General features: G+C 43.7%; 26 protein-coding genes and 1 rRNA gene. 20 read left to right on the top strand and 7 right to left on the bottom strand.

Features of this window, described 5'->3' with window-relative positions:
- The 7 genes from rrf to upp form a co-directional block, all read left to right on the top strand.
- Positions 1 to 79, top strand: a 5S ribosomal RNA gene (rrf, locus tag ABZD21_RS10360); the annotation flags it as partial.
- A 136-nt stretch (positions 80 to 215) separates the two neighbouring features.
- A complete protein-coding gene (radC, locus tag ABZD21_RS10355; protein ID WP_372774909.1) occupies positions 216 to 905 on the top strand; it encodes a DNA repair protein RadC in 690 nt (229 codons plus the stop codon).
- Positions 906 to 912: 7 nt separating this feature from the next.
- Complete coding sequence (locus tag ABZD21_RS10350; protein WP_372774908.1) at positions 913 to 2,232, top strand: polysaccharide deacetylase family protein; 1,320 nt, start codon at positions 913 to 915, stop codon at positions 2,230 to 2,232.
- The gene (locus ABZD21_RS10345) at positions 2,225 to 3,133 is read left to right on the top strand and encodes a hypothetical protein (protein WP_372774907.1); all 909 of its coding nucleotides are present in this window, start codon (positions 2,225 to 2,227) and stop codon (positions 3,131 to 3,133) included. Before ABZD21_RS10350 ends, ABZD21_RS10345 begins: the two co-directional genes overlap by 8 nt.
- A complete protein-coding gene (locus ABZD21_RS10340; protein WP_372774906.1) occupies positions 3,130 to 4,068 on the top strand; it encodes a polysaccharide deacetylase family protein in 939 nt (312 codons plus the stop codon). Before ABZD21_RS10345 ends, ABZD21_RS10340 begins: the two co-directional genes overlap by 4 nt.
- Positions 4,069 to 4,071: 3 nt before the next feature.
- Complete coding sequence (locus ABZD21_RS10335) at positions 4,072 to 5,139, top strand: GNAT family N-acetyltransferase (protein WP_372774905.1); 1,068 nt, start codon at positions 4,072 to 4,074, stop codon at positions 5,137 to 5,139.
- A gap of 48 nt (positions 5,140 to 5,187) precedes the next feature.
- Positions 5,188 to 5,850 carry a uracil phosphoribosyltransferase gene (gene upp / locus ABZD21_RS10330; protein ID WP_372774904.1) on the top strand — a complete coding sequence of 221 codons (663 nt, stop codon included), beginning with the start codon at positions 5,188 to 5,190 and terminating at the stop codon, positions 5,848 to 5,850.
- A gap of 58 nt (positions 5,851 to 5,908) precedes the next feature.
- On the opposite strand, the gene ABZD21_RS10325 is transcribed toward upp, so the two are convergent.
- Entirely contained in the window at positions 5,909 to 6,703 is a 795-nt protein-coding gene (locus ABZD21_RS10325; protein ID WP_372774902.1) for a class I SAM-dependent methyltransferase, read from the bottom strand.
- Between the two features lie 70 nt (positions 6,704 to 6,773).
- Here ABZD21_RS10325 and ABZD21_RS10320 point away from each other — a divergent pair, with 70 nt between their 5' ends.
- The 5 genes from ABZD21_RS10320 (at position 6,774) to ABZD21_RS10300 (ending at position 13,264) form a co-directional block, all read left to right on the top strand.
- On the top strand, positions 6,774 to 7,247 hold the full coding sequence (locus ABZD21_RS10320; RefSeq protein ID WP_372774901.1) for a regulatory protein RecX: 474 nt from the start codon (positions 6,774 to 6,776) through the stop codon (positions 7,245 to 7,247).
- A gap of 250 nt (positions 7,248 to 7,497) precedes the next feature.
- Entirely contained in the window at positions 7,498 to 11,136 is a 3,639-nt protein-coding gene (dnaE, locus tag ABZD21_RS10315; RefSeq protein WP_372774900.1) for a DNA polymerase III subunit alpha, read from the top strand.
- Positions 11,137 to 11,256: 120 nt separating this feature from the next.
- A complete protein-coding gene (gene trxA / locus ABZD21_RS10310) occupies positions 11,257 to 11,574 on the top strand; it encodes a thioredoxin (RefSeq protein ID WP_372774899.1) in 318 nt (105 codons plus the stop codon).
- 70 nt (positions 11,575 to 11,644) lie between these two features.
- A complete protein-coding gene (locus ABZD21_RS10305; protein ID WP_372774898.1) occupies positions 11,645 to 12,181 on the top strand; it encodes a dihydrofolate reductase family protein in 537 nt (178 codons plus the stop codon).
- Positions 12,182 to 12,334: 153 nt separating this feature from the next.
- Positions 12,335 to 13,264, top strand: coding sequence for a DUF58 domain-containing protein (locus ABZD21_RS10300; RefSeq protein WP_372774897.1), 930 nt, complete (start codon positions 12,335 to 12,337; stop codon positions 13,262 to 13,264).
- 44 nt (positions 13,265 to 13,308) lie between these two features.
- Here the strand turns inward: ABZD21_RS10300 and ppk2 are convergent, their stop codons facing one another.
- The gene (gene ppk2, locus ABZD21_RS10295; RefSeq protein WP_372774896.1) at positions 13,309 to 14,259 is read right to left on the bottom strand and encodes a polyphosphate kinase 2; all 951 of its coding nucleotides are present in this window, start codon (positions 14,257 to 14,259) and stop codon (positions 13,309 to 13,311) included.
- 247 nt (positions 14,260 to 14,506) lie between these two features.
- Complete coding sequence (locus tag ABZD21_RS10290) at positions 14,507 to 15,565, bottom strand: endonuclease/exonuclease/phosphatase family protein (protein WP_372774895.1); 1,059 nt, start codon at positions 15,563 to 15,565, stop codon at positions 14,507 to 14,509.
- Between the two features lie 89 nt (positions 15,566 to 15,654).
- Between ABZD21_RS10290 and ABZD21_RS10285 the strand changes: the two genes are divergently transcribed.
- The 4 genes from ABZD21_RS10285 (at position 15,655) to ABZD21_RS10270 (ending at position 18,400) form a co-directional block, all read left to right on the top strand.
- Complete coding sequence (locus ABZD21_RS10285) at positions 15,655 to 15,873, top strand: hypothetical protein (RefSeq protein WP_372774894.1); 219 nt, start codon at positions 15,655 to 15,657, stop codon at positions 15,871 to 15,873.
- Positions 15,874 to 16,023: 150 nt separating this feature from the next.
- On the top strand, positions 16,024 to 16,761 hold the full coding sequence (locus ABZD21_RS10280) for a hypothetical protein (RefSeq protein ID WP_372774893.1): 738 nt from the start codon (positions 16,024 to 16,026) through the stop codon (positions 16,759 to 16,761).
- Complete coding sequence (locus ABZD21_RS10275) at positions 16,761 to 18,119, top strand: RHS repeat domain-containing protein (protein WP_372774910.1); 1,359 nt, start codon at positions 16,761 to 16,763, stop codon at positions 18,117 to 18,119. Before ABZD21_RS10280 ends, ABZD21_RS10275 begins: the two co-directional genes overlap by 1 nt.
- 11 nt (positions 18,120 to 18,130) lie before the next feature.
- A complete protein-coding gene (locus tag ABZD21_RS10270) occupies positions 18,131 to 18,400 on the top strand; it encodes a hypothetical protein (RefSeq protein WP_372774892.1) in 270 nt (89 codons plus the stop codon).
- Positions 18,401 to 18,441: 41 nt separating this feature from the next.
- Here the strand turns inward: ABZD21_RS10270 and ABZD21_RS10265 are convergent, their stop codons facing one another.
- From ABZD21_RS10265 to prmC, 3 genes are all read right to left on the bottom strand, one after another.
- Complete coding sequence (locus ABZD21_RS10265) at positions 18,442 to 18,768, bottom strand: hypothetical protein (protein WP_372774891.1); 327 nt, start codon at positions 18,766 to 18,768, stop codon at positions 18,442 to 18,444.
- 218 nt (positions 18,769 to 18,986) lie between these two features.
- Positions 18,987 to 19,316 (bottom strand): hypothetical protein, encoded by a 330-nt coding sequence (locus ABZD21_RS10260; RefSeq protein WP_372774890.1) that lies wholly within the window; start codon positions 19,314 to 19,316, stop codon positions 18,987 to 18,989.
- Between the two features lie 24 nt (positions 19,317 to 19,340).
- Entirely contained in the window at positions 19,341 to 20,198 is an 858-nt protein-coding gene (gene prmC / locus ABZD21_RS10255; RefSeq protein WP_372774889.1) for a peptide chain release factor N(5)-glutamine methyltransferase, read from the bottom strand.
- A 37-nt stretch (positions 20,199 to 20,235) separates the two neighbouring features.
- Between prmC and ribD the strand changes: the two genes are divergently transcribed.
- A complete protein-coding gene (ribD, locus tag ABZD21_RS10250) occupies positions 20,236 to 21,276 on the top strand; it encodes a bifunctional diaminohydroxyphosphoribosylaminopyrimidine deaminase/5-amino-6-(5-phosphoribosylamino)uracil reductase RibD (protein ID WP_372774888.1) in 1,041 nt (346 codons plus the stop codon).
- Positions 21,277 to 21,290: 14 nt separating this feature from the next.
- Here the strand turns inward: ribD and ABZD21_RS10245 are convergent, their stop codons facing one another.
- The gene (locus ABZD21_RS10245) at positions 21,291 to 21,710 is read right to left on the bottom strand and encodes a DUF6146 family protein (RefSeq protein ID WP_372774887.1); all 420 of its coding nucleotides are present in this window, start codon (positions 21,708 to 21,710) and stop codon (positions 21,291 to 21,293) included.
- Positions 21,711 to 21,801: 91 nt separating this feature from the next.
- On the opposite strand from ABZD21_RS10245, the gene cls reads away from it, so the two are divergent.
- The 3 genes from cls to ABZD21_RS10230 all read left to right on the top strand — a co-directional run bounded on the left by cls (position 21,802) and on the right by ABZD21_RS10230 (position 25,466).
- Complete coding sequence (gene cls / locus ABZD21_RS10240; protein WP_372774886.1) at positions 21,802 to 23,268, top strand: cardiolipin synthase; 1,467 nt, start codon at positions 21,802 to 21,804, stop codon at positions 23,266 to 23,268.
- A gap of 279 nt (positions 23,269 to 23,547) precedes the next feature.
- Complete coding sequence (locus ABZD21_RS10235) at positions 23,548 to 25,017, top strand: RimK family protein (RefSeq protein ID WP_372774885.1); 1,470 nt, start codon at positions 23,548 to 23,550, stop codon at positions 25,015 to 25,017.
- Positions 25,014 to 25,466, top strand: a complete 453-nt coding sequence (locus tag ABZD21_RS10230) for a GNAT family N-acetyltransferase (RefSeq protein ID WP_372774884.1) — start codon at positions 25,014 to 25,016, stop codon at positions 25,464 to 25,466. The genes ABZD21_RS10235 and ABZD21_RS10230 overlap by 4 nt, the downstream gene beginning before the upstream one ends.
- Positions 25,467 to 25,528 lie beyond the last annotated feature (62 nt).

Raw genomic sequence — 25,528 nt, 5'->3', positions numbered from 1 at the left:
TCCCATTCCGAACAGAGAAGTTAAGCCCGCCAGCGCCGATGGTACTGCATTTATGTGGGAGAGTAGGTCGTCGCCCTCTTTTCAAGCCCGTTGTTCTCCAGAGCATCGGGCTTTTTTTTTATTCAAAAAACTTCCCGCATCGGACATCTTTATTTTAAAAAGAGATGGATCGGCAAACAGAATTTTCATAACTTAGTTTCAAATCACCTTGCTAGATGTATCGAAAACTAAGTATTAAAGAATGGGCAGTGGAGGATCGTCCTCGGGAAAAGCTGCTTTCGAAAGGAACCCGATCGCTTTCTGATGCCGAGTTGATGGCTATTTTAATTGGTTCGGGTAATTCTGATGAGTCAGCCGTTGAGCTGTCTCGCAGGATCTTGGCAATGGCCGACAATAATTTAAATGAACTTGGGAGAAAGCAAATAGGTGATTTACTTCAATTTAAAGGCATAGGCGAAGCTAAAGCCTTGAATATTGTTGCTGCTCTTGAGCTGGGGAGGCGGCGGAAGGAGCAGACTCCATCCGAAAAATTAAAAATTACATCCAGTCAGGATGCTGCAAATTTTTTTCGACCGTTTCTCGAGGATCTTCTAATTGAAGAATTTTGGGTTTTGCTACTTAATCGTTCAAATACCGTTATCGATAAGTTCATGGTCAGTCAGGGAGGATTAACAGGTACCGTTATCGATGTTCGAATCATACTTAAAACGGCCTTGGAGAAACTTAGCTCAGCATTAATTCTTTGTCACAATCATCCTTCCGGTAACGCGCGTCCCAGCGATGCAGACAAAAATATTACAGCGAAAATCAAAAATGCGGCAGAGATTATGGAAATATCTGTGCTCGATCATATTATAATAGCGCATCAACAACATTTTAGTTTTGCTGACGAGGGGATTTTATAATGATGTTATGGTTATAGTCTTTGCGAAAAATATTACCAACCGTATTCGCTATATTTTCGAATTATATTTCGAGGAAATACTTCATGTTCCGGTTAGCTTTACGGACCAGGAATTGATTTTTGAGCAAGAAACCGGTCTGAAGATTAACTATTCGTCCAAGCTGTTTAAGTTCGGACAACTCGATCTAAGGCCGCACCATTTGCTCTTTCAAACCGGGTTAGAGTATCAGGACTTGTCAGATGTAACCTGGAATGAAAAATTGTGCTTCTTTCAATCATCAGCCGATTCATTTCTACCATTCGATCCGTTTGCCGCCGGTTTCTTTTTAGTTACCCGATATGAGGAGTACCTGGAACGGCAGTTCGGAAAACATCAGCGATATCCGGCCAAACATAGTATCTTGTTTCGAAATAAGATTTTAGATCAGCCAATCGTCAATCAGTGGGCGCGATTGATTGCTGAGAAACTGAAACAGCACGATCCCCGGTTTGTGTGCGCTCCCCCACAGTTCAATTTTTTAACCACAATTGATATTGATAACGCATGGGCTTACAAGAATAAAAGTCTATGGCGAATTGCAGGAGCATGTACAAAAGGGATTTTAACCGGAAGGATTAGAGAAGTTGCTGAACGGTGCAGGATCTGGTTGGGTGAAGGAGCCGATCCGTACGACACTTACGACTATATCCGTACAATCTATAAAGGAGAAGAAAGCTTTGTCCATTTTTTCTTTTTAGTAGGCAAACAGAGTCGTTATGATCGGAATGTGTCACCCCATAATGACGAATTTAGGCAACTAATTCGTGGGCTGTCACGGCAGTTTCACATCGGCTTGCATCCGTCCTATCGGTCAAACCGGCATAAGCAGGAATTGCTGCTTGAACGAAAATTGCTGGAGGAAATTCTGGAGAAACCAGTTCGGTCGAGCCGGCAGCATTTTCTGAAATTACTATTGCCAATGACCTATCGCCGGTTGATAAAAGCGGGAATTGTGGAAGATCACACCATGGGATACTGCGAATGTGCCGGGTTTCGAGCAGGAATTGCCAGTCCATACTTTTTCTATGATTTAAAAGAAGAACAAAAGACGAACCTTCGTATTTTTCCTTTTCAGGTGATGGACATTAGCTTGCGCGACTATATGGGTAAATCTCCTGATGAAGCATTGGACATCCTAAAAAAAATGATGTTTGAAATAAAGAAAAGCGGTGGAACTTTTATAAGTTTATGGCATAATGAGAGTTTGAGTGACTCTGGCCGGTGGGAAGGTTGGCGGAAGGTTTTTGAAGAAATGACAGCACTGGCAATCAGCTTGAGAAATGACTAACATCAAAATTAATTACCTCAAATACGACGAGATTGATACGGATAAGTGGGATCAGTGCGTGGCTGATGCGCCGAACGCCTTGGTCTATGCGCAGTCGTGGTATCTCGATAAATTGTGTCCGGTGTGGGACGCGCTAGTGGTTGACGATTATCGCTACATTATGCCGCTGACATTCCGGCGGAAATTCCGATTCAGCTATTTATTTCAACCCCTGTATTGTCAGCAGTTAGGGATTTTCCCGACGCCAACGAAAGAAGTTACAGCAGCTTTTTATCATGAAATTATTACTCGTTTCTCTTTTGCTCAAATTCATTTGAATGCCATGAATTTGCCTATCCCGGAGATGCAGGTCGAAGTGAGGTATAATTTGCTGTTGAATTTGAACGAAACTTACTCCGATTTGTCAGCGAGTTACTCGCAACATACCATTCGTAAATTGAAGCGGGCATCGCATTACAAACTCAATTATATCAGTGGACTTTCTTTAAAGGACTACCTTCAATTTAAAAAAGAAAACTCAGCAGTAAAGCTGAAGAAACAAGATTTGCTGACACTCCACCACCTGCTGGCCTTTTCCACCTCGCGTAATTTAGGTGAAATTTATGGTGTTTACGACAAAGCGAACCGGCTTTGTGCTGCTGCATTCTTCGTGCGGTACAAGAACCGGGTAACTTTTTTGAATGCGGTCACCAGCGAGGCAGGGAAAGAACAAAACGCAATGTATTTCCTGATCGACCAGTTTATTTTAATGCATGCCGGCAAAGACTATTTACTCGATTTTGAAGGTTCGATGATTGATGGTGTGGCGCGATTATACAAAGGCTTTGGAGCAACTCCGGAGACTTATTTCTACTTGTGGTGGAATAACCTGCCAGCATGGGCAAAATGGCTAAAACGATGAATGATTTCACACAACAATTAATTTCTGAATTGGCGGGGATGCTGCCTTTTCGATTTTTAACATCAGGGAAGAATGTCCCGGTATTGCTTCCTTTCTATCATTTGGTTTCGGACCAAAACTTACCCTGGCGTTCCAATTACGACTATCCGACAGTGAAACAGTTTGAAGATGATTTAGATTTTTTATTGCTGAATTTCAACCCAATTGAGTTGGCGGATTTATTGAATGGCAACGATCTGTCGAAATGCTTTCACCTGAGTTTTGACGATGGTTTGAAAGAGTGTGCCGAAACGATTGCACCGATCTTGAAACGGAAAGGGGTGCCGGCAACTTTCTTTATTAATCCATCCTTTGTTGATAACCGTGATCTTTTTCACCGATACAAAGCATCCGAAATTGTTGCCTTGCTCAGCGATAAGAATATCAATATAAAATTACAGCGAACCTACGGCGATTTGGCTTCGCTCGATGAAATGGCCGAGGAGATCGGGCTTAATTGGGAAACGTGGTTACAGGAGAGAAAGCCATATATGAGCTTCGATCAGGTTAAAAGCCTGCAAGCTGATGGATTCACGATTGGTTCACACACGATGGATCACCCCGAGTTTGAATTACTTGACGAAGAGACCCAACTGGAGGAGATCAGAGAAAGTATGAAGTGGATTAATGATCGACTTCAACCTAAAATAAAAGCCTTCGCTTTTCCATTTACCGATTTTGGCGTTTCGGAAACTGTGTTTGATGCCTGCCATAAAGAAAATATTTTTGAGCTAAGTTTTGGTACTGCGGGACTCAAAAAAGAACGGCTTCCCCGACACTTTCAGCGTTTTGCCATGGAAGACCGTATGCAATTGAGTACTAAGACCCGGTTGAAAGAAGCCTTTTTGGCCTATCGGCTGAAACAGTTGATTGGCAAACATTACGCAAGGAGATAGTACATGGAATTGTGTAAAATCAGGCTGGGAGACTTGAGGTTATTTGCTGAATCAGACTTGTTTCAGCGTCTGCCGGTTAAGCCTGTTAGTTGGTCTAGGGTTGAATCGTATCTGGCCAATCCCCACGCACAGGCTGACGATCCGGTTTTGTATTTCATAGCAGACGAAAACCGGATGATCTCTTTTCGAACCGTTTTGCCAGCCATTTTGAATACCGATAATAGTCGGTTTGTTTGGTTGAGCGGAGCTTGGACGCAACTCGATTATCGTAAGCAAGGGCTTTCGAGCCAGTTGCTTCACGAGATACATTTGGATTGGAACGGACGGCTAATGGCTACGAATTTTTCGCCCGACTCCCGAAAATTGTATGAGAAGTCGGGATTGCTAAAGCCGTTTTACCAGGCTAAAGGCCGACGTTTTTTTCTGTTTGCCGAGAGCCAACAGCTGTTGCAGCGTCGGATCGGAAACCTAATATTCCTGTGGCCTGTGCTCGATTTTTTCATGCGTTTCTGGGCGAATCAAAAACTTCGGAATTTCAAAATTCAGCAAGCAACAGATATTCGCATGGAGAAAATGGCTTTCCCCGACCGGGAGTGCATGCAGTTGGCCAATGATCGACAGAAAGAGTATTTGTTTCGTCGGGGAGAAGCCGAATTGAAATGGATTTTGGCCTACCCCTGGTTGTCGACTGACGACCGGACATTTGAACAAAGCTATCCGTTTAGCTCGTTTGCTTCCCAGTTTGAAGTGTACACCGTGAAGTTTTACCGAGGAACTAAATTTTTGGGTTTTCTAATTTATTCAATACGCAATGGGCATTTAAAATTACTGTATCACCATTTTTGCGAAATTTCAGACGAGCATATTGCCGGGTTTTTTATTGAAGAAGCAATTTCGAAACGGGTGAAAATGCTCACCATTCTTCAACCACAACTGGCAAACAAGTTGAAGACAATGACTCATCCGTTTCTTGGATCAACAGAATTAAGCCACCAAATATTCACCAGTTTCGATGGTGTGCCAAGAAACATGAAAATTCAGGACAGTGAAGGCGATTTTATTTGGACCTGAATTCTCGTCAACGGGAAATTTTGATTAATTTCGCCAAAATTTTTTGATATGAAAGTTCACAACCTCAGCGAATCAACCTCCATTTTTAACCAATATCTGGCGGAAATCCGTGATGAAGCGATCCAGAAAGATCCATTGCGATTTCGCAGAAACCTGCAGCGTTTGGGTGAAGTGTTTGGTTACGAGATTAGTAAAACATTAGATTACAAGTTTGCGGATGTAAAAACACCTCTTGGCATTGCTAAAGTTCCGGTGTTGGATCAGCAACCAGTTTTAGCAACCATTTTGCGTGCCGGATTACCTCTGCAGCAAGGTTTGCTCAATATTTTCGACCGGGCTGAAAATGCTTTTATTTCTGCTTATCGGAAATACGACGACGAGGGTGAGTTTCATATTGAGTTTGAATACCTGGCCACTCCCGATCTGAACGACAAAGTAGTCATGATTACCGATCCAATGTTGGCATCCGGCGCGTCAATGGAAATTGCCTACAAGGCCATGTTGCAGAAGGGAGATCCCAGCCATGTGCATTTGGTTGCAATTATTGCGAGCCGTAAAGGAGTCGACTATGTTAAAAGCAAAATAAAGGCCGATAATGTTACCCTGTGGTTAGGTGCAATTGACGAGGAAATGACAACAAAGTCATACATTGTGCCAGGTTTGGGCGATGCTGGTGATTTGGCTTTCGGTCCTAAAATTGATTCACATTAGTAGAGTTCTACATCCAGATATTGAAGCCGGTTTTGCCGGCTTTTTTTAGATCTGTCTTCTAGCTTTTTAATGCGCTCAATGCGAAAGTCATTGGGATTTTATCTCCCAGATGTTCGATGCGAAACATGCTTTCGCCACAGGCTACTGTTTTGTCGAAGCAATTGTAGGGCGAATAATCAAACTCCTCGAATGCTGTTATTGTGAGTCCATTTTTTAACAAGCTGGTGATAACATCGCTGGTCGGGTGGTTCCATCCAACGTATTCGAGCTCGATAGGCGCGCCGCGATCCGTGTAAGTTCCTTGCTCGGTTTCAACAATTGGGCCGGTGTTGAAATAATTGTATTGAATGTGTGTGAATTTGGAATCGAAAATCCAGATCAACGGATGAAATTCAACCAACAAAAACCGTCCACCCTGTTTCAGGAAACGAGCAACAACTGCGGCCCAGCGATTTAAGTCGGGGAGCCAGCCAATTACTCCGTAACTTGTAAAAACCAGATCGAATTCATCCTGTAAATGATCAGGCAACTGATAAAGATCGCAACAGATAAATTCAACATCAACGCCACAATCTTTCGCCAACTCATTGGCTTTCCGAATGGCTTCGTCCGATAAATCAACTGCTGTAACCTTTGCGCCCATCCGCGCAAGCGAAATGCTATCCTGCCCGAAATGGCACTGCAAATGCAGCACCTTCTTTCCGGAAAGATCTCCCAAACGCTCCAATTCAATCCTTTTTAATGATGTTCCACCTTTTCGGAACTCATTCACACCATAAAATTCAGATTTAAAATGAATCGCAGTTCGCGCGTTCCAAAGCTTTTTGTTGATGTGCAGGTAGTTGTTTTCCATATCCGAACAGGCATTATTTTGAAAGGAAACACAAGGTATTAACTTTGTACGATCAATGCAATTATTAAGCATGACTGAATTCTCAGACAAACAAAAAGATGGCTATTCGCGGGCTGCTGTTTTATGCAGTCGAGCCGAAAAAAGTCCGGCCTCCATTCAGCAAAAATTGCAGCAATGGGGCTTAGATGATCGCGAAACCGACTCGGTGATGCAACGATTGTTTGAGGAGAAATACCTCGATGAAGAACGATTTGCTCGTAGCTATGTGCGCGATAAGTTTCGGTTCAATCAGTGGGGAAGGGTGAAAATAGCCTATCACCTAAAAGCCGAGCGAATTTCTTCGGTCGTCATTCAATCTGCTTTGGAGGAAATTATTGATGACGATTACCGGGAAACGATCCGAAAGTTGATGCAGGAGAAGATTCGGAAAACGAAAGCCGCGAATTCATACGACTTGAGAGCAAAAGTTTTTCGCTTTGCGCAAAGTCGTGGTTTCGAGTCGGATCTGATCTTTTCAATCTTCGACCAGTTGGTGAACGACTAATTCAGGCTTCGCCTTCTCCATTAATTTGGTATTTTTGCCGGCTCTAAAATTCGGAATGAAACAACTGCAAAGTTGAAAAGCTTCATTTTATTTTAGTTAGCGCTGTTACAGGCCGGAGATCGACTATCACTTCACGAATGATTCAATTTATTACGAAAAAGGCTCGACGGTCGATCTGAAAAATGTAAATTTAAGCTGAAAGCAAAAAGACGCTTAACCGAAACGAGAGAAAGACTTAAAAGATTTGAAAATGATTCCATTTACGCATTTACACGTTCACTCCCAATATTCAATTTTGGATGGAGCAGCCAGCATAAAAGGCCTTGTTGGTAAGGCAAAAAAGGATGGCATGACCGCCTTGGCCTTGACCGATCACGGTATGATGTTCGGGATAAAGGAATTTTGGGATACTTGCAAACGCGAGGGAATAAAGCCGATTCTAGGCTGCGAAACCTATGTCGCCAGTCGTACAATTTCTGATAAAAACGATAAGGTTGACCGTTCGGGCGATCACTTGATTTTGTTGGCGAAAAACCGAACCGGGTATATCAACCTGATTAAGCTGATATCGACAGCAGCAACCGACGGATTCTACTATAAGCCTCGAATCGATAAAGATTTGCTGGAGAAGCACCGGGAAGGCTTGATCGTTTCGTCCTCTTGTTTAGGAGGAGAGGTGCCGCAGCATATTATGAATACTACCGTCGAAGAGGCCGAGGAAACCATACGTTGGTACAAATCCGTTTTTGGCGACGATTACTACCTGGAGCTTCAACGCCATAATTCGGAAATGCCAGAGTTGAACGAGCAGGTGTATAAATACCAGGTGATGGTGAACGAGCGGGTGCTTGAGCTGGCAAAGAAGCATGATGTGAAGGTGATTTGTACGAACGATGTACACTTCATCAATAAAGAAGATGCCGATGCGCACGACCTGCTGATTTGTTTAAACACCGGAAAGGACTTTGACGATCCGAACCGGATGCGCTATACCAAGCAGGAGTGGTTTAAAACCCAGTCCGAAATGAACGAGCTGTTTGCCGATGTTCCGGAGGCGTTGTTTAACACCCAGGAAATTGTGGATAAAGTGGAAGAGTTCGAACTGAACTCGTCACCTATTATGCCACCCTTTCCAATTCCTGAAGAATTTGGAACCGAAGCTGAGTATCTGCAAAAGTTCGACGAGGCGGCTATTATTGCCGAATTTGGTGAAGACACGATGAAACGTAACGGTGGTTACGAAAAAACTGTTCGCGTAAAGCTTGAGTCTGACTATCTGGAGCATTTGACCTACCTTGGAGCGAAACCGCGCTATGGCGATCCGCTGCCGCCTGATGTGAAGGAACGGATCGATTTTGAGTTGGATACAATTAAAACAATGGGTTTTCCCGGATACTTCCTTATCACACAGGATTTTATTCAGGCAGCCCGCGATATGGGAGTACTTGTGGGGCCTGGACGTGGATCGGCTGCAGGGGCGGCCGTTTCGTATTGCGTTGGAATTACCAACATCGACCCCATTAAATACGATTTGCTGTTCGAACGTTTCCTTAACCCCGACCGGATTTCAATGCCCGATGTCGATATCGACTTTGATGACGATGGCCGTCAGATGGTGCTCGACTGGGTAACCGAAAAATACGGGCAAGATAAAGTTGCTCATATCTGTACATTTGGTACAATGGCCACCAAGCTGGCAATTCGCGATGTTGCACGAGTGTTGAAACTACCACTGTCTGATGCCGACCGATTAGCCAAGTTGGTTCCTGAAGCGCCCAAAATGACTTTCGAGAAAGCTTACAAAGAAAGTCATGAGTTGTTGGCCGAGAAAAACTCGGATAATCCACTTGTCGCCAGTACCCTTAAGTTTGCCGGCACGTTGGAAGGTTCAGTCCGTCAAACAGGGGTGCATGCCTGTGGAATTCTCATCAGCCGCGACCCATTGACGGATCACATCCCGATTATGCCAACCAAGGAGGAAAAGCTCTTTACGACGCAATATGATGGTCGGTTTGTTGAAGCGATCGGCTTGCTGAAAATGGACTTTTTGGGTTTGAAGACCCTGTCAATTATAAAAGAAACACTCGAAAATATTCGTCTCTCCAAAGGAATTGAAATCGATATTGATAAAATTCCGATGGAAGATGCTAAAACATTTGAGCTGTTTAGCAAGGGAGATACTACCGCGATATTTCAGTTTGAATCGCCGGGAATGAAAAAGCACCTGCGAAACCTGAAGCCAAACAGATTTGAGGATTTGGTTGCCATGAACGCGCTCTATCGCCCGGGGCCGATGGAATACATCCCCGATTATGTTGAGCGGAAACATGGCCGTAAAAAGGTGGAATACGATCACCCGATGATGGAAAAATACCTGAGCGACACTTACGGTATTACGGTGTTCCAGGAACAGGTGATGCTTCTGTCTCGTCATCTGGGGAATTTCACCCGTGGCGACTCCGACTCGTTGCGTAAAGCGATGGGAAAGAAAATTAAAGCCATGATGGACAAGCTGAAACTGAAGTTTGTGGATGGTTGTAAAGCCAATCCGGCATTCATGGAAGGCTGCAAAGAAGTTGGTAAAGAAAAAGAAGTTGATAAACTAATTGATAAAATTTGGAAGGACTGGGAAGCATTTGCCAGTTACGCCTTTAACAAGTCTCACTCGGTTTGTTACGCCTACATCGCCTATCAAACTGGGTATCTGAAAGCCCACTTTCCGGCCGAGTTTATGGCTGCCAACATGAGCCGAAACCTGAGTAATATTGTCGATATCACCAAACTGATGGAGGAGTCGAAGCGAATGGGAATCAATGTGCTTGGGCCCGATGTGAACGAAAGTTTCCTGAAATTTACGGTGAACAAGAAAGGCGATGTGCGCTTCGGGATGGCTGCGATTAAAGGGGTTGGCGCCGGCGCGGTGACTGATATTATTGAAACCCGGAAAAACGGTCCGTTTGCTGACATTTTCGATTTTGCGGAACGGGTAAACCTGCAAACGGTGAATAAGAAGAACTTTGAAGGATTGGCCAGTGCCGGTGCTTTCGATAGTTTTGGATTGAAACGAAGTCAGTTTTTTGCCGGAGCAGATGAGAATGACGCCCCTTTCATGGAAAAACTGATAAAATACGGCCATCAAATTCAGGCTGAAAGCAATAATGCGATGCAGTCGTTGTTTGGCGAAATCATGTCGGCACAGGCTGTTAAAAAGCCCGACATTCCCAATGTGCCTGAGTTTGCCAACCTGGTGCTGCTTGAAAAAGAGAAATCGTTGATCGGAATCTACCTGTCGGCTCATCCGCTGGATGAATACCGATTGGAATTTGAAAACTTTGTGAGTCGCGAGTTTACGCTGAAAGATCTGAACAACAATATTGATGCCTTGAAAGGGCGCGAAATAACCTTTGCCGGTATGGTGACCGAGGCGTTCGAAACAGTCGGAAAAACCGGAAAACCATACAGCAAACTTACGCTCACCGATTACGAAGATTCTTACACCATGTTCTTCTTTGGGAAGGACTATGTTGAGTTCGGTAAATATTGCAAGCCGAACATTTTTATCATGGTCAAGGGCGTTGTACAGGAGAGTTTCCGGGGAGGGCTGGAGTACCGGGTTCGCTACATCGAAATGCTGGAGGAAGTGCGTAAGAACCTGGTGAAAACCGTTACGGTTCAAATGGCGATCCAAGCGATTACGCCAGAACTTATTCGCGACATTGAGTCCATGAGCCTGCAAAATAAAGGAACGGCTTTGCTCAAGTTTAATTTGTGGGATCCCGAAACAAAAACTGTTGTCAATCTGTTTTCAAGAAACACTCGAATTGAAATGAATCGGCAGATTGAGACTTTTTTACGTGAACACGAAAATCTGTCTTTTAAAATTAACTAATTTTGGAGGGACAGGCCCGGGCGAAAAGCTCTAATTTCGACTTTCGCTAAGTTGAAATCGATAGCGGAGCTAGTGTTTAGAGGTTAAAAATTGAAATTCAAACTATAAAAATATTCTATTATGGCAATTGAAGTTAATGACGCAAACTTTGAAGAAGTTGTATTGAAATCAGAAATCCCTGTATTGGTCGATTTCTGGGCTGAATGGTGTGGCCCATGTCGCATGGTGGCACCGGTAGTTGAAGAACTGTCGCACGACTACGAAGGCAAATTGTTGGTGACTAAAGTTGATGTGGACAGCAATCCGAACGTAGCGATGAAATTCGGTATCCGCAACATCCCAACAATCCTGTTTATTAAAAACGGCGAAGTTGTTGATAAGCATGTTGGCGCGGCGCCAAAGTCGAGTTTAGCGGCAAAAGTTGATGCCGTTTTATAACACAAACGAATAAAAATAAAATTAGGTGTGAATTTATTCATGCCTTTTTTTGGCTTAAATTTGATACACGATGCGAAAAGTAACCTTATATATTGCTCAAAGTCTGGACGGAAAAATCGCCCGAATGAATGGTGATGTCGATTGGTTGGATCAGTTTAGCAATGCCGAAAACGAGGATTACGGCTACTCGTCCTTTCTCGAATCAGTTGACACAACGCTGATGGGAAACCGAACCTATGAAAAAATCCACTCCTTTGGAATCGATTTTCCCTATGCCGGAAAAGAAAATTACGTGTTCACCCGGCAAAAAGGGAAACATGACACTGATTTTGTGAAATTTATTGGTGACGATGTTGCTTCTTTTGTTCAGGGAATTAAGCAGGAACATGGAAAAGGAATCTGGTTGATTGGTGGCGGCGAAATAAATAGTCTGTTGTACAACGAAGGCCTGATCGATGAGATTTACCTGTTTACAATGCCCGTAACGCTGGGTGAAGGAGTGCCGCTTTTCTCGGGCCGGTTGGTTGAGCGACAACTGAAGCTAATCGAACTGAGCAGCTATTCGTCGGGTGTAATTTGCAAGAAATACCGGATTGTGGACGAATAGATCGTGCGTATGCAGGCGTGGGAAATCCGATTTCGGAAGGGGGCACAATCTTCCGGTGATCGCTGATGGTTCTATCATTAGGTAAATCCTCCGGGGGGAATTATTTCCGGCGTTCACCTTGTTATTGCGCTAAGCTCTTCTATTTTTGTATGCATGAACACACTCTTCGACATTCAACAGTTTCAGCAATTCGATAACCTTGAGTTGATTGCCCGTGAAGTAGTCGAGGGATTTATTACCGGACTGCATCGAAGTCCTTTTCATGGTTTCTCGGTGGAGTTTGCCGAACATCGACAATACAATCAGGGCGAATCAACCAAACATATCGACTGGAAGTTGTTTGCCCGTTCCGACCGTCTGTATGTGAAACAGTACGAAGAAGAAACGAACCTGCGTTGTCAGTTGGTAATCGACACCTCTTCGTCTATGCTTTTCCCGTTTGAAAGCGGGAAAAATAAGCTGATGAACAAGTTGGCTTTTTCGGTGTATTGTTCTGCCGCATTGATTTATTTAATGCGCAAGCAGCGCGATGCTGTTGGGTTGACGCTTTTCTCCGATCATATTGAATTTCATTCCGAAAATCGATTGTCGTCGGTTCACGCGGAGCTGCTTTACGGAAAATTGTCCGGATTGCTTTCGGTGGGTAAGGGCGATTTGAATAAAACGACCAACACCGTTGGAGCGTTGCACCAAATCGCCGAACAGGTGCACAAACGTTCGTTGGTTATTTTGTTTAGCGATATGTTGGATAGCGGTAACTCGGATGATATTTTTTCGGCCTTGCAACATTTACGATACAATAAACACGAGGTTGTGCTTTTTCATGTGACCGATCACAAACAGGAACGAGAGCTCGATTTTTTGAATCGGCCTTATCGGTTTGTTGATTTGGAAACCGGGCATCAATTGCGGTTAAGCCCCGGCGATCTGAAGGAACGCTATAGCCAGGCTGTAAAAAGCTATTTTGAAGATCTGAAAATGAAATGCGGCCAATACCAAATCGACTTGGTTGAAGTAGACATCCACCAACGCTTTTCCGATGTGCTTATGAATTTCCTGCTGAAGCGGAAACGACTTTTTTAAGCTCCTGCAATCGGCTCATTCCTGGTTTTTTCGATCCCAATCGTTTATTTTTTCTCCGACCCGTTGTTTTCAAAATCAGAAGGTGGTGTTGTTAGGTCAGTAAGGTTCATGTCTGCAAGTTTTTCAGCTTTTCTGCTGTAGCGGTCCGGCACAAAGGTCTGATCCGAAATTGGCGTGCGTACGTAGTAACTCGGAGTTTCCTTGCGGGGAGGTAATTGAATCGGTTTTGAAGGAATAGACTCATACGGAATGAGGCTGAGCATATGATGGATGCAATTCAAACGCGCCAGTTTTTTGTTATCTGCCGGAACAACATACCAGGGTGCTTGTTTGATATCGGTGTACTTAAACATTTCATCCTTGGCTTTCGAGTATTCAACCCACTTTTCGCGCGATTCCAGATCCATCGGACTCAGTTTCCAGCGTTTGGTGGGGTCGTTTATTCGATCCTGAAAACGGTTCTCTTGCTCTTCATCTGAGACCGAAAACCAATATTTGATCAGAATGATTCCCGAGCGGATCAGCATCCGCTCGAATTCGGGACAACTGCGGAAAAATTCAACATATTCTTCGTCGGTGCAGAACCCCATCACATGCTCAACTCCTGCCCGGTTGTACCAACTGCGGTCGAACAAAACAATTTCGCCCGCAGCCGGCAGATGCGCAGCGTAACGTTGAAAGTACCACTGCGATTTTTGCCGTTCGGTCGGGGTTCCCAAAGCCGCAATTTTGCAAATACGCGGATTTAGAGGGCCCGTAATTCGTTTAATTACTCCTCCTTTGCCGGCCGCGTCTCGCCCTTCAAACAACACAACCACTCTCATTCCTTTCAGTTTCACCCATTCCTGAAGTTTGATTAGCTCCAGCTCCAGTTTTTTGAGCGACTTGGTGTATTTTTTTTTGCTGATGGTTCGGTGATCTTTTTTTTGAGTCTCAATATGTTGAAACCCTTTTTCGAGGCGCTTTGAATGCTTTTTATGTGCGTTTTTCGACATAACTGTAATTTTGGATTGATACGGAAATGACCAGTAAATTACAAAATAAAGGCAAGTAAAGCGATATGAAATGAGATGTTTGATGATACCGCAGGCAAGCCGTAGTACATCGAGTGTGTTTTCATTTAAAACTGTAAAAGCGGCTGGCGGTGGTAAACTGCAGCGGGCAAAAAGGAACAAGCCAGCAAAACGTGTTGCCGGTATTATAGCTGCACATGCTAAGTTGTAACTTAAGCTGCAATTGGTATTACTCGCGCAATAAGGTGCAACTCACCGGATAGTGATCGGAGAAATCGACATGATCGATTTTGAAATTGTAAGCCGAAAAGGTTGAACTGTGTAAAATGTAATCAATCCGGAACGAAGGAAGCTTGCCCAGGTAGGTATTTCCGATTCCAACGCCTGATTCAACAAAGGCATCCTTCAGATCGCCGCGAACGGTGCTGTAGGCGTACGAGACAGGCGTATCGTTAAAATCGCCGCAAACAATTACCGGATAGGGAGACTGATCAATTTGCCTGCGAAGCTCTTCTGCCTGCGCCGCACGTTTAACAAATGCTTTTTTTAGCTTCGACCCAAATAGTCGAAACTCTTTTAAACTTTCGGTTTGTTTGTCCAGTGATATCGAGTCGAGCGAGCTAATATCGGCCGGTGTAAACCGATAGCTTTGAAGGTGGCAGTTGAATATGCGCAAAGTATCGGTTTTTGTTACCACATCGGTAAAAACAATCATGTTACCGGTGCTTTCAAACCGAATTTCTCCGTTGTTGATAATCGGAAAATTGCTGAAGGTAATTGGTCCATTCGAGCGCTTGGCATCAACATATTTGGGCAATCCTTTCAGGTTTACTCGCTTTTTAAAACCCTCGAATCCTTTTGGTCCGAGGTAGCTCATCTCCTGAAAGCAAACAATATCGGGGTTCTTACGGCTTAAATGGTCAACGATTTTAGCCGCTGTTTCGTTCACATTTTTGTAGCCCTTCTCGTTGAACGCTTTCACATTGTAGCTGCAAACCACAATGCCCGACTGATCGGTTTCGCGTGCTGAAAACTGAAAGTAATTCTGAACGGGGTTAAACCCAATGCCAATAACAATGAGCGAAATAAGCGACCATTTGGGCGATGTAAACAGCCAATAAAGAACAAACAACACATTGGTGAAAAACACATACGGATAGGCCAGCCCAAGAAGCGCGGGAGCCCAGAATTTTTCGGGACTGATAATAACCGACCAGTAGATCAGTAGCAGGGTGACAGCCACTATGAAATTAAAAAATAGAATGATATTTCTGAAAAAGCGCTTCAAGGATGAATTGTTTAATTGTGTTTCGTTTGTAAAGATAGAAAAGAGAAAGTATCCGCCAATCAAATTACGCAATTGCCTGCTTAAAACAGATGAAGTTTAAAATCCGGTTCATCGGTTTTAATTACATCACAATTCGCCGGAAGAAAGTTGTGTTTTTCGGTCCGTTCAATCAGTACGGCGCGCTACACACCATTGCGCTTGCAGAGAGAGTCGAACAGGGGACCATTACCCCCTGCGTTTTCAAAACATCTAAATGTTCCGGAGTCGTGAATAGAGCCGTCTCAGGTCATCAATACAAAGGAATTTAAAAACAGTCTAAAGAATATTTATCGTAAATTGGGTGGTCGAAAAGAGCTGTTGTTAAATCTGATTATTTATTGTTGATGGATGGACTTTTTTGGGATAAATAGCACAGTTGGCATAAAAATAACTATCGATCAAACTTATATGTTTAGAATATGACTAGGTTAAAAATTTGTTTACTCTTTTTAATTTGCGTGTTTTATGTTAAAGCCTTTGGGCAGGATCATAGTTTGAAGGATGTTTCTCCTTTGAATAGATTTCACCATGAAGAATATGGTTCGTTTCGGGAATATATTGCTCGAAACGTATATTTCCCTCCTGAAGCATTTGAAAATACTGGAGTTCTTTTAGCTGGAATGGTTTTGGATACTGATGGAGGAGTAAAGCAAGTATTTTCTTTTAACTCACTCGCTCCCTCGATCGATAATAATGTTCTATCACTGTTTGAGTCTACAAAGGGTTACTGGAAAGCATTAGATGATTCCATGGCAACTAAAAAAAGTGAGATCGTAATCGTGCCCGTAGTATTCTGCATGAAAGGAGGTGAGTATAATATTGATAGTTCAAACTTTAAGCTTCAGATACAAGATGAGGTTGTAGTTACTGTTTTTATTGAGAGCCAACTCGCAACGGCCACTAATTACCAAAAATCAGAGGTTGTTTTGAATAAATATGACAAGTTGATGTCAAAGGAAAGATATCCGGAGGCATATGAAATAATGGTCGAATTGTTGAGGAGAGAACCTCTGAACACTGATTATTATTCACGACTAATAATGTTGAGTTCAGTCCTCGGTGACAATGAGAGTGCCTGTCAAAATCTTAAATTTGTTAAGACTTATTTTGTAAATCAACCTGATCCAGATATAATAAGCATAGTTGATTGTGAGTAATTTTCTGTGCCCATGGCTCTTCGAAATCGACCAAAATAGTTGCAAATCCGGAAGAGCAGGGGCACACCGGCAGGTTTGACCTCGGTTTACGAAAAAACAAACGGCAACGGCGCTATGTATTACATCCACTCGGACAATTTGGGTTCTGTGATTTTATTACCAACTCAGCAGGGAGTACGGTTCAGGAACTGGGCTTTGATGCCTGGGGTCGGCAGCGTAATGCCGCTAACTGGACCTACAACAGTTTACCCTCTGCAAAATTCGACCGTGGCTATACCGGGCACGAACATCTCGATCAGTTTGGGATCATTAATATGAACGGCCGCATGTACGATCCCATGGTCGGGCGTTTCCTGAGTGCTGATCCGGTGTTGCAGGCACCCGAGAACTTCCAGAACTACAACCGCTATAGCTATTGCCTGAACAACCCGCTGAAATACACCGACCCCACTGGTTACCAAGTGTATAATTATGGGGTGCTCGTAGGTTCAACAGGCTTGTTTACCTCCACGGGTCTGGGATCTGGTGGTGGTGGCGGTAGTAGACCTCCAAAACTTGGAGCTTATGGAAGTGGTTATACCAATTTAGACGAATACGACATGGCATGGGAATACTATTATGGTGGTGCTGAAGCTGCTGCTGCTTTTGCAAACTACCAGACCTGGGTTGGGCAATTTTCATCGGGTAATAGTAACATCAATAGTCAGTCAAGCCCGGAGAGGGCGAACACAATAGAACAATTGGCGGCTTACATGCTTAAGGTTGAGTCAATGGGTCTTGAGGGATGGATGAATTTTCAAACAGCCAGTGGAAGTGATTATTACGTCGCAATCCAAAATGGACAGTGCCGATTATATAATTTTACGCCTTATGTTGCCAAATCGCAAGGAGGTAGCCGTGGAGGTGATGAACTTTTAATTGAGCTGAATATCAAATTTGGAGTTGGTTACGAAAGCAGTTTTAATCTTGGAGGTTTTGGTGTTAAAGGAAAAGCCTCTGCTACCATGGATTATATGACATTCCGATTGACCGAAAAGGGTTTTCAGTATATACCATATAGAAAAGCAACAATAGAGGGTTCGTTTGGACATGCAATGTTAAATGGCGGTGTTAAAATGGAGCACAATGGATATAACTCACAGTGGAGTGCTAACGGCACGATAGCAAACTTTGATTTGTCAACAGGGGCAGCACCTATGATTACTCCTATTAGTTTTGGGTATCAAATGCCAATTGGCTTTGGTGTTGACTTTAAATTTGGTGTTGATATGTATTCTGCATTTGAATCTTTTGATAGGTTGGATAGAGTGCATAGGCAAGTGACTGGGGTTGGAATTTGGCATGGACCTAAATATTAAAACAAGAAAAAATGAATACAATACTACCGATTATTTTAGTCGTTTATCTCGTTCTATTTGGTGTGAGGTACTTCGTGATAAGAGAGTTAAACTCAAAAAAGTTGTTGCCAAATAATCTTAAGGAAAATTCCATAACTTTTATAAAAATGAAAGATGCTCCGAAGAAAGACAAAGGAGCTCAATTGTTATATAAAAAGTACAATATTATTACATCGCTATTGTGGGTAGTAACATTGGTAGTTATAGTAATTGTTATAGGAGATAATATTGGACGACTATAAAATAAGAAAAGGAAAGCCCGAGGCAATCGGGCTTTTTGCTTTTATAGAGCAGCAATATTTTTATTAAAGAAGTCTTTAAATTTGGCTTTGGTAAGCATGGTATCAATAATATTAAAAACCGTGTTTCTGTCTTTTTCTTCTAGTTCCTGAATAAGTTTTACTTGTTCAAGTAGTCCTTTATCCTCAATAGTAACTTCTTTAGGTATGCCGTTTTCAGGGTGTACAATCTGGTCAATAGTTAAGCCGTATAAACTGGTAATCTTATCAAGTATCTCCGCTCTTCGGGATATGCCAAAAGCTGGTAATTGCTGGTCAGGATTTGTAATCCTGACCTTGTTAACACCGGATTTGCAATCCGCATATACCAAATAAATTGTACCTTCACGCCTATGGGAATACGCAATAGAATATCGCCGGGAAGAAAAGATGGCTTATATCCACTTCAATCCGGTCAAGGCCGAGTTGGTGGCAAATCCCGAAGAATATTTATACAGTTCGGCAAGAGATTATGCAGATGAAAAAGGACTTGTTAATATTGAATTTGTATGATAAAGGCAGTTGCTTTAATGGGATTGCAAATCCCAGGTTACAAGGTCAGGATTGCAAATCCTGACCAGCCCCTCTGTGCAATGTTGGTGCATATCCGGAAGAGCGGGGTTTGTTGCAGCAGGAAGCCTCTGTTGAAATACGAAGCATTGCCGTTGCTCCGCGGCAGGCAAATGTTGTATTTCGAGAGCTTGCCATCGGTGCGCGGCAGGTCCTTGTTTTTTTGCGGGATCATGCCACTGATGCGCGGCAACCCTTTGTTGTTTCGCAAAAGCGTGCCGCCGGCGAGTGGCGAGGCTCTGTTGCCTTGCGAAAGCGTGCCGTTGGCGCGCGGCAAGGAAATGTTAGGTTTCGGGATCATGCCGTTCAACCTGCAGGAAGATTAAAATCTACCTTACTCTTTGTCGCCAGCGTAAATAGCCCGGATCATCCGGTCTTTTCCATTCAAATCCTTCCGAAGCTCAATGTCGGTGTAGCCGAGTTGTTGAAGCAGTTCGCAACATTCGTTTCCGTAGGCTTCGTTTATTTCCCAATAAATCTTCCCACCGGGTTTCAGGTTTCGTGTTCCTAATCGGGCCAGAGCCTGGTAGAAAATAAGCGCCTGATTGTCGGCAACAAAAAGTGCCAAATGGGGCTCGTAGTCCAGAACGTTGTTGTTCATCAGATGCTTTTCCGACTCGGTAATGTAGGGTGGGTTGCTCACCAGAATGTCCAGTTTTTCGGGCAGTTCCACGGTGGCCGATCGTAAAATGTCCATCTCAAAGAAATGAACAGCCACATCGTTCAGTTTCGCGTTAGCTTTTGCAATGTTCAGTGCTCCGGTTGAAATGTCGCAGGCCGAAACCCTGGCTTGCGGTCGGTACTTCTTCAGGCTCACCGGAATGCACCCACTGCCGGTTCCGGCATCCAGAATTTGAGCCTCAGTTGGCAGGTTGTCTTTCAAAATCCAATCAACCAGTTCTTCCGTTTCGGGCCGCGGAATCAACACGTCAGCACTCAGGCGAAAGGGGAGGCCGTAAAACTCCGTTTCGGAAAAAATATACTGAATCGGTTCATAGGTTTTCAGTCGTTCAACAACTTCAACCAGTTTGGCACGGTCGTCATCAGTCAGCAATTCCTCCGTTTTCAATAGAATGTCGGTTGGCGAGTAATCTTTCAGCCACGAAAAAATCAGCCGGATAAAACTCTCGGTTTCCTCTTTCGGATAGTGATCGTTTAATTCTTTGCGGATATATTGGAGGCTTGCCTTCATTTATTTGTATTTTTGCCAAAGTTAAGTTTTTCCACCGTTGACTCAAGCTGAAAAATATATGAAACGCTGCATCGAACTGGCACTGCTGGCCAAGGGCGAAGTAGCTCCCAATCCCATGGTTGGCGCCATTGTGGTGCACAACGACCGGATTATTGGCGAAGGTTATCACCGGCAATGTGGCGGGCCACATGCTGAGGTGCATGCCATTGCTGCGGTTAAAGATCGGTCGTTGCTCAAAGAATCGACCATTTATGTGAGCCTGGAACCTTGTGCGCACTATGGAAAAACACCTCCCTGTTCCGACCTGATTATTGAAAGTGGAATTCCCCGGGTGGTTGTTGGCTCGGTTGATCCGTTTGCCGAAGTGGCTGGTAAAGGCATCGACAAAATGGTTCGGGCAGGCATTCAGGTTGAAGTTGGCGTTTTAAAAGAAGCTTGTTTGGAACTGAACCGCCGGTTTTTCACGTTTCATCAGCAGCAACGCCCTTATGTTTTTCTGAAATGGGCTCAAACCCTCGACGGCTTTCTTGACATTGACCGCTCGCACCCCGAGTTTGGTCAGCCCACCTGGATTAGCAACGAGTTGGCGCGGCGTATCGTACATAAGCAACGTACCGAAGTCGATGCAATTTTAATTGGAACAAACACAGCCTGGAAAGACAATCCATCGCTGACTGTTCGCGAATGGGAAGGCAAGCAGCCGGTGCGTATGGTGCTCGATCGGCGAAATCAGCTTCCGGCCGACTTATTCCTGAAGGATAAAACCGTTCGAACAGTCGTGTTTACGCGTGAAGAACTTCAGTCGGTTGAAAATCTGGAATTTGTAAAGCTCGACTTCAGCCGGAACATTATTCCGCAAATCATGAACTGGATGTACGGACAAAATCTTCAATCGTTGGTGGTCGAAGGTGGTCGTCAGTTGTTGCAGTCTTTCATCGATCAGAAAATGTGGGATGAAGCGCATATTTACATTGGCCACAGCTGGTTTGGGAATGGTGTGCCAGCACCAAAATTGAATGCACTTCCGCAAAAAGGCGAATTACTGCACGATACTCAGTTGCAGGTCTTTATTCGTTAAAATCCGAATTTCAGCTAAAAAGATTTCGGGCCGTTCGCAAGGAGTCGGATGCCCAGTTTATTTTCAACATACATAAAATAGTAGAAGAGTTTGTGGTTTATTTCCAGTCCATAATCGACACTCGAATCATAATCGATACTGCCGTGTATTACATTGGAATGTCGGTAGCCAATCCGTTCGTAGTTCCAAGCATTCACATACTGTTGGTTCCAGTTTTCATAATAAGTTTGCGAATGAAAATTGGGCGACTTTGCCTGCGAATAAAACCAGCTGTCGAAACCCGGGTCCAGTACGATTAACTCATAACTAATACTATCAGCAGTTTCTGCTTCGGGCACCGTTTGGATCGTTAGCAATTTTTTAGCGGAGCAAGCTGCTATAAAAAGCGCAAGCAATCCGATGATTGACAAATACTTCATAAAATTGGAATTCATGACATTCTTTTTTTATTCTTTACGAAATATAAATTGGTTTGTTAATCAACGATAATTTTTCGAATTTTAATGAAGGAATCAAAAAACGAACATGGATAAACTGCTTTCCTTTCTTTGGGAGAACCTGACTGTTGTGTTGAGTGCGCTTTATTTGCTAACTGTTATTTTTATAGCGATCCTTATTGTGTTGGAAAACCGCAGTCCGCTAAAAGCGATTAGTTGGGTTGTTGTATTGGTGCTATTGCCGTTTTTCGGAATTGTTTTCTACCTGTTTTTCGGGCAGGAATACCGAAAGAAGAAGATGTTTTCGCGCAAAGGATTAAAAGGCTTGGAGCGTTTGCGGAAAATGACTCAAGATCAGCTGGTAAAAATGCCACAGGCTTTTAACGGATTCAATGAAGCTATTTTAAGTAAGAAACACCTGATGAGTTTAATGCTTTCGAATTCGAATGCATTGATGACTTCCAATAACGAGGTTCGGATTCTGAAGAACGGGGAGCAAACTTTTCCCGCTATTTTTCAGGCCATTGAACAGGCCCGACATCACGTACATGTTGAGTTTTATATTATTGATAACGACACAATTGGGAACCAGCTGCGAGAGCTTTTAATTCGAAAAGCCCACGAAGGTGTTGAGGTTCGCTTAATTTACGACGATGTGGGAAGCTGGGCGTTACCGCGCAAATACATTGCCTCGTTAAAGGCAGCAGGGGTGAGAATTGATTGCTTCATGAAAGTTCGTTTTCCGCATCTGACCTCAAGGGTAAACTATCGCAATCATCGCAAAATTGTGGTTGTTGACGGGCATACCGCGTTTGTTGGCGGGTTGAATGTGGCCGATCGCTACCAGGACGGAACCAAAAGTCTTGGTCGGTGGCGCGATACCCACCTGATGGTTCAGGGAGGAGCTGCAACCATGTTGCAAATTATTTTTATGGGCGATTGGTATTTTGTGTCGCGAGAGATTTTTCACGGACCAAATTATTTTCTTCCGGTTGAGGAAGGGCATGGGAAATTAGTGCAAATTGTTGCCAGTGGTCCCGATTCCGACTGGGAAAGTATTGGGCAGGCCTACTTCGCGGCTATTGCTTCGGCAAGAGATCGGGTATACATTGCTACTCCTTATCTGATTCCAACCCCCGAAATTCTGAATGCACTGAAAGTTGCCGCTATGGGGGGCATCGATGTTCGAATACTATTGCCCCACAAGTCGGACGCGATCACTCCGAAATGGAGTACCCGTTCATTTATTGAGGAATTGCTGGAAACCGGCGTTAAAATTTACTTTTATCAAGCCGGATTTTTGCACAGCAAGCTAATCATTGTCGATGGTGTTTTCTCATCGGTAGGTACAGCCAATTTCGATTTCCGAAGCCTGGAAACCAATTTCGAGGTGAATGCGATGATTTATGATGAAGCGACTGCTGCGGAATTGGAGAAACAATACTTGGCGGATATTGAGCAAAGCCGACAGATTGTTCCGGAGGAATGGGCGAACCGATCCCGCTTGGAAAAGGCAAAAGAATCGTTTGCGCGATTACTCAGTCCGTTGCTTTAAATCTGTCGTCCTAAGCCACTCAGAAACGGTTTGTTTATTGGTTTTAAGGCTGCCCAAAGAAACTTGTATAATTTCTTTAAAAAATAGTGTTTTGTTGAATAATCTTTCAAGAAATTCCGTACAATTGTACCCTAACAAAACAGTGTTGTTTTACGCTGTAAGTGTCTGTCCTCTAGAATTCTGCTGTTGTAATGATCGCTTATTGGAGGTTGTGAGGAGCAGGAAGTTATAACTAAGATTAAAGATCAATTTTCTATTTTGTTTTGACAATACTATAAAATGCAATCAATACTCATTCTGGTCGATTCGTTGGATCAATGGAAACCTTATTACGAAACTGAAACGCTGATTACGGCAGCTGATTATCTGGAGAATGAAGAATTAAGCAAGCAGCCGCTACTAGTAATAAACCTGTGCAAAAAGCTGGATTATCATACCGAAGGCTATTATTGTTCGTTGTTGGCTCAGGCTCGGGGGCATAAAGTAATCCCCAATGTGGACGTGTTAAACCGGATTGATAGCGGTGCGCTTACCCGCATGGACGACAGCCTGCAAAAAATCTGTTACAAATGGATGCAAGCCAAAGATTCGTCGATCGAAAGTTTTGATATCGATATTTGTTTTGGCCTGACAAAAGATCCGGAGCTAAGTAAGATTGCCCGCTTCATTTTCGAACAATTGCCTTGTCCGATCCTTCGGGTAACCCTGGCTAACCGGCCTAAAAACCAAATTGAATCGGTGAAAATTCTAAACCTGGACGAGCTGGACGATTCGCAGGAGGATTTATTTGCCATGGCCTTGGATAATTTCAATAAGAAAATCTGGCGTCAGCCGCGTCATCATAAAGCCTCGCGCTTTGATTTGGCTATTTTGTATGATCCCGCAGAGCAGTTGCCACCAAGCAACAAAGCTGCATTGAATAAATTTATCAGTCAGGCAAAAAAAATGAATATCAATGCCGAGCTGATTACCGAGGATGACACGACACGTCTGCTCGAATTCGACGGTCTGTTCATTCGGCAAACAACAGCCTTGAACCATATTACCTATCGTTTATCGCAAAAAGCGCATCAGGCTGATATGGTGGTTATCGACGATCCACTGTCGATCATTCGTTGCACCAATAAAGTGTACCTAAAGGAATTGCTTGAACGAGAAGGGATTCCGACTCCAAAATCGAAACTGATTTTCAAAAATAATTTAGCTCCTTTCGAAGAGGTTACCAATTATCTGGGAAATCCGATTGTGCTCAAAATTCCGGATGGCTCTTTTTCAGTCGGTATGTATAAAGTAAAAACGGAAGAAGAGTACAAAACAGCGATGGATAAGCTGGCTGAAAAGACATCGGTAATTTTGGCGCAGGAATTTGTTCCCACACCTTTCGACTGGCGTATCGGAATCATCAATGGCGAAGCGCTTTACGCCTGTAAATATTTTATGGCACGCGGGCATTGGCAGATCTACAACCACGAAGGAGAAAAAACCAAGTCGGGAGCCTACGAGTCGGTTCCGGTGAGCAAAGTGCCCAAACATGTCGTTCGTAATGCTGTAAAAGCGGCCTCACTGATCGGAAAAGGATTGTACGGTGTTGATGTGAAAGAAATTGAAGGTCGCTCGTACGTAATTGAAGTGAATGATAACCCGTCGATTGATCAAGGTGTTGAAGACGACATTTTGGGTGATGAACTGTATCGGCGTATTTTGCGCGAATTCGTTAGCCGAATGGAACTAAAAGGCCGAAAAGCATGAACCCGTTAAAAATAGAGCGGGCTGGCGCCTCAGATTTAAAGGAGGTCTTTGAGCTGGAGCAACTGAGCTTTAATGCTGAAGCCTTTTCGAAGCGGCAGTTGCGATACCTGATGTTAAAAGCGAAATCCGATTTTTTGGTGACCCGCGAAAATGGAGAGATCAGCTCGTTCATGATATTGCTGAAGAAGAAGAACAGCTCCGGCATGCGCGTGTATTCTCTGGCTGTTTCGGCGAAACATCGGGGCAAAGGAATCGCTCAGTCGATGCTCGATGAAGCATTGAGACGCGCTGCCTCGTCAGGTTATAAATTCCTCACCCTGGAAGTAAGTGAGCACAACGAAGCAGCTGTGAAGTTGTACCTGAAACAGGGATTCGAGGTTTTTGGCGAACGCCGGGCGTATTACAAAGACGGCAGCAAAGCTTTGTTAATGCGCAAATCAGTCGGTTAACCGAAAGCGCGCGACAACATCAATTCAATACCAATCAACGATTTAGGCCGTTAATCATTCGC

Source organism: Mangrovibacterium sp. (assembly GCF_041596335.1).
Lineage (GTDB): Bacteria > Bacteroidota > Bacteroidia > Bacteroidales > Prolixibacteraceae > Mangrovibacterium.
The sequence above is the reverse complement of the archived record's forward strand: the minus strand, read 5'-3'. Positions and strand labels throughout refer to the sequence as shown.

What these genes read in the sequence shown, in the direction of transcription:
- radC (WP_372774909.1), top strand. Translation starts at nt 216, where the DNA reads ATGTATCGAAAACTAAGTATTAAAGAATGGGCAGTGGAGGATCGTCCT.
- ABZD21_RS10350 (WP_372774908.1), top strand. Translation starts at nt 913, where the DNA reads ATGGTTATAGTCTTTGCGAAAAATATTACCAACCGTATTCGCTATATT.
- ABZD21_RS10345 (WP_372774907.1), top strand. Translation starts at nt 2,225, where the DNA reads ATGACTAACATCAAAATTAATTACCTCAAATACGACGAGATTGATACG.
- ABZD21_RS10340 (WP_372774906.1), top strand. Translation starts at nt 3,130, where the DNA reads ATGAATGATTTCACACAACAATTAATTTCTGAATTGGCGGGGATGCTG.
- ABZD21_RS10335 (WP_372774905.1), top strand. Translation starts at nt 4,072, where the DNA reads ATGGAATTGTGTAAAATCAGGCTGGGAGACTTGAGGTTATTTGCTGAA.
- upp (WP_372774904.1), top strand. Translation starts at nt 5,188, where the DNA reads ATGAAAGTTCACAACCTCAGCGAATCAACCTCCATTTTTAACCAATAT.
- ABZD21_RS10325 (WP_372774902.1), bottom strand. Translation starts at nt 6,703, where the DNA reads ATGGAAAACAACTACCTGCACATCAACAAAAAGCTTTGGAACGCGCGA.
- ABZD21_RS10320 (WP_372774901.1), top strand. Translation starts at nt 6,774, where the DNA reads ATGACTGAATTCTCAGACAAACAAAAAGATGGCTATTCGCGGGCTGCT.
- dnaE (WP_372774900.1), top strand. Translation starts at nt 7,498, where the DNA reads ATGATTCCATTTACGCATTTACACGTTCACTCCCAATATTCAATTTTG.
- trxA (WP_372774899.1), top strand. Translation starts at nt 11,257, where the DNA reads ATGGCAATTGAAGTTAATGACGCAAACTTTGAAGAAGTTGTATTGAAA.
- ABZD21_RS10305 (WP_372774898.1), top strand. Translation starts at nt 11,645, where the DNA reads ATGCGAAAAGTAACCTTATATATTGCTCAAAGTCTGGACGGAAAAATC.
- ABZD21_RS10300 (WP_372774897.1), top strand. Translation starts at nt 12,335, where the DNA reads ATGAACACACTCTTCGACATTCAACAGTTTCAGCAATTCGATAACCTT.
- ppk2 (WP_372774896.1), bottom strand. Translation starts at nt 14,259, where the DNA reads ATGTCGAAAAACGCACATAAAAAGCATTCAAAGCGCCTCGAAAAAGGG.
- ABZD21_RS10285 (WP_372774894.1), top strand. Translation starts at nt 15,655, where the DNA reads ATGAAGTTTAAAATCCGGTTCATCGGTTTTAATTACATCACAATTCGC.
- ABZD21_RS10280 (WP_372774893.1), top strand. Translation starts at nt 16,024, where the DNA reads ATGACTAGGTTAAAAATTTGTTTACTCTTTTTAATTTGCGTGTTTTAT.
- ABZD21_RS10270 (WP_372774892.1), top strand. Translation starts at nt 18,131, where the DNA reads ATGAATACAATACTACCGATTATTTTAGTCGTTTATCTCGTTCTATTT.
- prmC (WP_372774889.1), bottom strand. Translation starts at nt 20,198, where the DNA reads ATGAAGGCAAGCCTCCAATATATCCGCAAAGAATTAAACGATCACTAT.
- ABZD21_RS10245 (WP_372774887.1), bottom strand. Translation starts at nt 21,710, where the DNA reads ATGAATTCCAATTTTATGAAGTATTTGTCAATCATCGGATTGCTTGCG.
- cls (WP_372774886.1), top strand. Translation starts at nt 21,802, where the DNA reads ATGGATAAACTGCTTTCCTTTCTTTGGGAGAACCTGACTGTTGTGTTG.
- ABZD21_RS10235 (WP_372774885.1), top strand. Translation starts at nt 23,548, where the DNA reads ATGCAATCAATACTCATTCTGGTCGATTCGTTGGATCAATGGAAACCT.
- ABZD21_RS10230 (WP_372774884.1), top strand. Translation starts at nt 25,014, where the DNA reads ATGAACCCGTTAAAAATAGAGCGGGCTGGCGCCTCAGATTTAAAGGAG.